5 protein-coding genes are annotated in these 6,967 nt (G+C 37.8%); all 5 read left to right on the top strand.

The window, feature by feature from the left end; translation table 11 throughout:
• Nucleotides 1-179 precede the first annotated feature (179 nt).
• A complete protein-coding gene (locus tag AC4GME_RS16090) occupies nucleotides 180-1,319 on the top strand; it encodes a 4-phosphoerythronate dehydrogenase (RefSeq protein ID WP_490377175.1) in 1,140 nt (379 codons plus the stop codon).
• Nucleotide 1,320: 1 nt separating this feature from the next.
• Complete coding sequence (locus AC4GME_RS16085) at nucleotides 1,321-2,397, top strand: aspartate-semialdehyde dehydrogenase (RefSeq protein WP_490377174.1); 1,077 nt, start codon at nucleotides 1,321-1,323, stop codon at nucleotides 2,395-2,397.
• Nucleotides 2,398-2,551: 154 nt separating this feature from the next.
• Nucleotides 2,552-5,086: a FimV/HubP family polar landmark protein gene (locus AC4GME_RS16080; RefSeq protein WP_490379762.1), complete on the top strand. Its 2,535-nt coding sequence runs from the start codon at nucleotides 2,552-2,554 to the stop codon at nucleotides 5,084-5,086.
• 96 nt (nucleotides 5,087-5,182) lie between these two features.
• The gene (gene nagZ, locus AC4GME_RS16075; protein WP_490379761.1) at nucleotides 5,183-6,196 is read left to right on the top strand and encodes a beta-N-acetylhexosaminidase; all 1,014 of its coding nucleotides are present in this window, start codon (nucleotides 5,183-5,185) and stop codon (nucleotides 6,194-6,196) included.
• A 276-nt stretch (nucleotides 6,197-6,472) separates the two neighbouring features.
• Nucleotides 6,473-6,967, top strand: a 495-nt coding sequence (gene ycfP, locus AC4GME_RS16070) for an alpha/beta hydrolase YcfP (RefSeq protein WP_490379760.1), incomplete at its 3' end; no start/stop codon positions are given.

The raw sequence follows: 6,967 nt of genomic DNA, 5'->3' as shown, positions 1-6,967 counted from the left end.
CGAAGAGCATCGTTTATCGCCTTGCCCTTCGGGAGATTCGCCCGAAAGCTAGCACCGCGTTGTAACACTTGAAAAGGGAACAACCATTCTCATCATGTTACGCCTTGTTCTAGCATCCGGACGAAACTCTGAATCTGCATCTTCAAGTAGTTTGGGTATATAACACCGTAGGAAAAAAGATGAATATTTATATTGATGAAAATATTCCCTATGCAGAAGCGTTTTTTACTGATCTCGGAAATCTACATTTTTTTCCAGGACGAACGGTTACCGCTGAGCAGCTGGAAGATGCAGATGTATTGTTAGTGCGTTCAATTACACAGGTTAATGAGCAACTATTAAGTTTAAATAGTTCACTTAAATTTGTCGGAACCGCGACGATTGGTACCGATCATATCGATCAAAGCTATCTGAAAAAGCGGGGCATTAAATTCAGCAGTGCACCTGGTTGCAATAAAATTTCTGTCGCTGAATATATATTGAGTAGCCTGCTTGTTTTAGCCGAAAAACAACAATTTAAGTTAACCGATAAAACGCTAGCAATCGTTGGTGCGGGTAATACAGGCAGTGCGGTTTGGCAACGTTTAAATGCCTTGGGTCTTAACTGCAAACTATATGATCCACCATTGCAAAATGCGGGTGATAAGCGTGATTTTTGTACTTTTGATGAGGTATTAAAAGCTGACATAATCAGTTTACATGTTCCTAAAACTGCACACGGTGCATACCCGACGGTGCATATGTTTGATGAGCAAGTACTTAAGCAGCTTACTGCTAAGCAAATTTTATTAAATGCATCACGTGGTGAAGTTATTGATAATAAAGCGCTGCTAAAGCTTGCCCAACAAGGTCTTCATCCTACATTGGTATTAGATGTATGGGAAAATGAACCGAATATTGAAAAACAGCTATTACCTTTTGTTGAAATTGCAACACCACATATTGCAGGGTATAGCTTAGATGGCAAAGTACGCGGCACTGAGATGTTGTATCAAGCTTTATCTGCATTATTAGATATAGAGGCAAAACACAGATTAAAAGAGTTTGTGGCTTTACCAGCTATTAATAAGATATCTATCTCGCAAAGTATGGATCAGACTTTATTAAAATCATTAATGCATCTGATTTTTGATGTTCGTCGAGATGATGCCTTATTCAGACAAATGATTGATCAAGTTGATGGTTTTGATACCATGCGCAAAACATATCAAGAACGCCGCGAATTATCGACATTAACCGTTTACTCAAGCGTAAAACAAAATACATTATTGCAGTCGTTAGGTTTTTCTACTGGCGAACTAAATGATACAAAGGAATAACATGAAATCTGAATATAATATCGCCCTGATTGGTGAATTAAATGGCTGTATCGAAACAACCCTAGAAGTATTAGCGGCACGAGACTTTCCTGTAGCAAAGGTATTTCCTTTAGCAAGTGGAGCTGAACAATTCAATACTCCTCGCATCAATGAATCTGAAGAAGATTCTGAGGATGAAGAGTTTGAAACTCAAACAAATACTGTAATGTTTTCCGGTAAACCTGTTGATGTCTTAGAAATTGAAGATTTTGACTGGCAACAGGTTGATATTGCTTTTTTCTTGACGGATACAGAAACAACCCAAAAATGGGCTGATATTGCCAGCGAATATTGTGTTGTTATTGATAACAGTGGCACTTTTTCAGCTGATGAAAATGTGCCGTTAGTACAGATTGGTGTCAATGAAGATAACCTTAGCCGCTATGCTGAAACTAATAAAATATCAATTGCAAGTAGTGAGTCTGCACAACTAGCGGTTGCGATTAAACAGCTTCATCAGGAAGTGGGTTTAGTACGTGTTAGCGTTTCTAGTTACCATTCAGTTTCAGCTGCCGGTAAAGCGGGCGTAACAACCCTTGCGGGTGAAACCGCGCGTTTATTAAATGCCAAAGGCATTAAATCAGAACTGTTCCCTCAACAAGCTGCGTTTAACGTTTTCCCGCAACTGGGGGAGTTTAACGATGATGGTATCAGTTTAGATGAGTTACGTCTGGTTAATGAAATTCGTACTTTATTAAACGATCCATCAATTATTGTTTCATCAACGCAGGTAATTGTGCCGATGTTTTATGGGTGCGCACAAGCAGTGCATTTGCAGACTCATTATCCTGTTGATTTAGAAGAAGTTGCACAAACATTACATCACAGCGAGGGGATATCTTTAGCCGAATCGGTTTGTGATTACCCGGATATGATCAATGATGTTATAGGCAACGCGGACGTTAAAATCGGACGTTTACGTAAAGATGTTTGTGATCCTAATGGGATCAACTTATGGGTTTGCGCAGACAATGTTTATTTTGGTATTGCCAGTAATGCGGTACAAGTTGCTGAAAAACTGATCCTGACCTACCTGTGAAAGCTTTGAACGCATGATTATAGTGGGCTAGCTCTCAATTCTAGCCTTACTTTTCCTTTTATTTCACGGCTGTTGATTGAGCTGGTTTATTATTCATGGTTAATCAACCATATTGTTAATTACTTAATTTTTTTGCTTTAAACAAGGAATGAATATGAAGCGCTTCCTGCTTACTCTTGTATGTTGTTCTCCTTTAGTTTTTTCTCCATCAATTAGTTTTAGTCTTGATTTAACAGGGCCAAATGGCGAACAAGCACTTTCATATGAACAATATGGACCAATCTCCGCGGTTGAAACTTTGTGGGGAATGTCGACGAAATTACGACCAGATAACTCTGTTAGTATTCAACAAACCCTCGTTGCGATTTATAAATTAAATCCTTATGCTTTTTATAAAGGCAATATAAACAAACTTATTCCTGAATCTGTTATTGCAGTACCGACACTTGAGTTTATTCAAGGGCAAACGGATAAAGAAGCATCTGCTTTAATCGCGAAATATTCAGGGAAAAAACAGGTACAAATCAGTGAAGAAAATCTGCCGCCTGTTGCCCCTGCAAAAGAGTCTGTAATAAAAGAGCCAGTAAAAAAAGAAGCAGCGGAAAAGCCTGTTACTGAAATTGTACAGCCTGAGGTGGCGGAATTAGTTAAAGATAATTTAGTCGATAAAAAAGAATTAATTGCAGTTGAAAATAAATTAGATGCACTGAAAAATGAGTTAAATATAGTTAATGAACAACTGGTGGTTGCTACAGAGACCAATCAAAGTTTAAAACTAAAATTGAAACCACTTCAAGATGAGTTATCTGCCTTAACAGAGCAGATTGAAAGCGAATTATTAATTCATAAAAAACTGCAGCAGATCATTGATGATTACCGTGCACAGCTTGACGCGGTTGCAGAGCGCCCATTTAGTGGTGAAGGTTTAATAAATGAAATATTACGTTGGATTACTTCATCATTAATTAATTTGTTAATTGTTATTATCTCTCCCATTTTATTCTTACTGACAATATTTGCAGTAGTAATACGCATTCGATCTAAACATTCACTTGCACAGCAAGAGCAGGAACTTGCTGAGTCAACCGCAATCTTAATGGAAGAATCAGGTCAGTTTGATGCATTATTAACCGAGGATCTTTCTAACGAACCGGAACAAGAATTGGACTTCACAACTGATGATTCGATGGTTCAAGATACCGGTAAAGAAGCTCCGCAAGCAGAAGCAATAAATATTGATGATGACGAGACATTCACCATAGCAGAAGAAAGTGAACGTATTGATCTAACTGATGAAGACGATGCTTTTGCTGTTGTTGATTTAACCGAAGCAGAAGAGCCTGAAACTAGCGAAGATGATCCGTTTGGTATCGGCGCTTTGGCTGAAGAGGAAGATCTTATTTCAAGTGTCGATTTGGATGATTCAGAAATCCAGACAAGTGAAGATGACCCGTTTGGTATAGGAGCGCTGGTTGAAGAGGAAGATCTTATTTCAAGCGTTGCTGATTCGGGAACAGTGTCAGCTGAAGAGCAAGCTGATTTGGATTTGGCCGCAGAATGGGAAGCTCAGTTATCTGAACAATCAGGTGATGCAGAGGTAAAGCAAAATGATGTTGCAGAGCAAGATGAATCAAGCTTAGATTTAACTGCAACATCGGCTGACATTGCCCCTGTTATTGCGGAATCTACAGAAAATAATGAAACCTTATCTGAAATTGAGTTATCGGCTATCGAAGAATTACAAGCTGATCTACCAACAGAAGAGAGTGAATTAGAATTCCCTGAGCTTGAAATTTCGGATATTGATGAAATAGTAGGGTTAGATTTAAGCGAATCAGAAGAGAGTGAATTAGAATTCCCTGAGCTTGATTTAACTGATTTAACAGAGTTGGATGAGAGCAAAGCCCAATCAGCTGAGCTTGAAACTGCAGAGATAGAGGAGCTGGCAGAGCTTGATTTAACTGATTTAACAGAGTTGGATGAGAGCAAAGCCCAATCAGCTGAGCTTGAAACTGCAGAGATAGAGGAGCTGGCAGAGCTTGATTTAACTGATTTAACAGAGTTGGATGAGAGTACTGCACTATTAGCTGAGCTTGAAACTACAGAGATAGATGAGCTGGCAGAGCTTGATTTAACGGAGTTGGCTGAGAGTACAGCACTATCAGCTGAGCTTGAGCTTACAGAGCTTGATTTAACTGACTTAGATGATGCTGCACTTGAGTTAGATGAAAATGTGCCGTTTGATGCATCGGCATTAGATGATTTAATTGCAGAGCAAGAGCCAAAAGAGAAACTGGAGAAAAATGGACAGGACATATTCGCTAAGCAATTAAGTGATGTAGCCTTTAATGTGGATGCGCCTCTTCCTAAAGTAGATTCTGAACAAATAACTGATTTTATTGATATTGAAACCCTATTGGAAAATAGTGATCAATTAAGTAAAGATGAACCCTATGCGGAGTTAGATCTTGATTTAGGTTTAAATGAGTTTCCAGATGTCGTTAATGCAGAAGAGGGGATTGATATCGATGATGATGAAAATGGTATTGGTGCTCAACTTGATTTGGCGCGCGCATATCTGGAGATAGACGATCAGGCGGGGGCAAAAGAGATACTATTGTCTGTGCTTGATGATAGTAATGGTGCCCAGCGCATTGAAATTGATAAATTATTAAGTCGCCTGAAATGATTTTAACGGTTTCTATTTGAAATATAGGCAAATGATTTAAGTGTAAATAAAAAAACCAGCAATGCTGGTTTTTTTGCATTAGAAGAGAGTAATTAAATGAAACCCTTGATTATAGATGTACAAAGTGTTGAATTAGACGCACAGGAAAAAGAGATATTAGGGCATCCATTAGTTGCCGGGGTTATTTTATTTACCCGAAACTTTGTAAATATTATACAACTAAAGGAACTTGTTCAGCAGATACGCTTTTACGCCCGCAATGATATCTTAATTGCAGTTGATCACGAGGGGGGGCGAGTACAACGCTTTAGAGAGGGTTTTACTCTTTTACCTTCAGCTGGCTCTTTGCTTGAATTTAATGATATAGAGAACGCAAAAGAATTGGCGTTTAGCAGTGCATGGGTAATGGCCAGTGAGTTAATTGCCTGTGATATTGATTTAAGTTTTGCCCCCGTACTTGATTTAAATGGTATTTCCGATGTTATCCAAAAACGCGCATTTTCATCTTCCGTTGAGCAAACGATACAATTAGCGCAGGCATATATCAAAGGAATGAAAGCGGCGGGTATGCGTTCAACAGGTAAACATTTTCCTGGACATGGTAGTGTTAAAGCAGATTCTCATATTGATTTACCGATTGATAATCGTAGCAAAGATGACATTTTTAATAATGATCTTTTACCCTTTAGTCAGCTTATTAAACGAGAGGCACTCGATGCGGTGATGCCTTCACATGTTGTTTATCAACAATGTGATAATCAGCCAGCTGGTTTTTCTTCTTATTGGTTACAGGATATATTACGTCAACAACTTAATTTTAATGGTGTGATTATTAGTGATGATTTATCAATGCATGGTGCAAGTTTTGCAGGCAATCATTTAAGTCGTGCTACAAGTGCGCTTAATGCAGGCTGTGATCTGATTTTGGCCTGTAATGATATCAATGGTGCCATTTCCATATTAGACAATCTAAAAGTTCCAATGCAGGGGAATGATACCGTTATTAATAAATTACGTTATATTAATAATCGTGTTGAACTACCTTTACATAAAAATCCGATTTGGATTGAAAATAATCAAAAGCTAATGCAGTTTGCCGGGCGGACCTGATTCGTCCACTTCAATAATAAGCAATCGACGCTTTGTAATGCAGCTATATGATTCAGCTATTAATAAATTAGGTTGTATTAACAATCGATTTGCATAGAAAACAATCAAAAGCTAAAGCAGTTTGCCGAGCGGATCTAATTAGTTAATTTCAACGCTTGCACTCTACATGAATTTCCATAGACTTATAAACAAACCTATTGAAAATATAGATTGCAAAAGTTTTATAAAATAAATCGCTAAATTTACGATTAGAATAATAAAGGCGGGAATAAGTAAATGATCATTTATCTACACGGCTTCGATGCAACAAGCCCGGGTAATCATGAAAAAGTGATGCAATTAAAGTTTATTGATGATGATGTGCGTTTTGTCCATTACAGCACCATTCATCCTAAACATGATATGAGCCATATTCTAAAAGAAGTTCATAAGCATATCCAAAGTAGCGAAGACAAATCTCCTCTTATATGTGGTGTGGGACTTGGGGCTTTTTGGAGTGAACGGATCGGTTTTTTATGTGGTATTAAACAAGTTATCTTTAATCCGAATCTGCATCCAGAAGATAATATGGTTGGAAAAATTGAATGGCCAGAAGAGTATTTAGATATTGAAACTAAATGTGTCAGTGGTTTTCGTACTAAAAATTCACAAAACTGTTTATGTATTCTTTCAAAAAGTGATGAAATGCTTGACTCGCAGCAAAGTGATCATGAGCTTTCTCAATATTACCGAATAATATTTGATGAAAAGCAAGGTCATAAGTTCCAAGAT

The sequence above is a fragment of the Psychromonas sp. genome (genome assembly GCF_983033635.1).
This window is presented reverse-complemented; position numbering and strand designations above follow the sequence as displayed.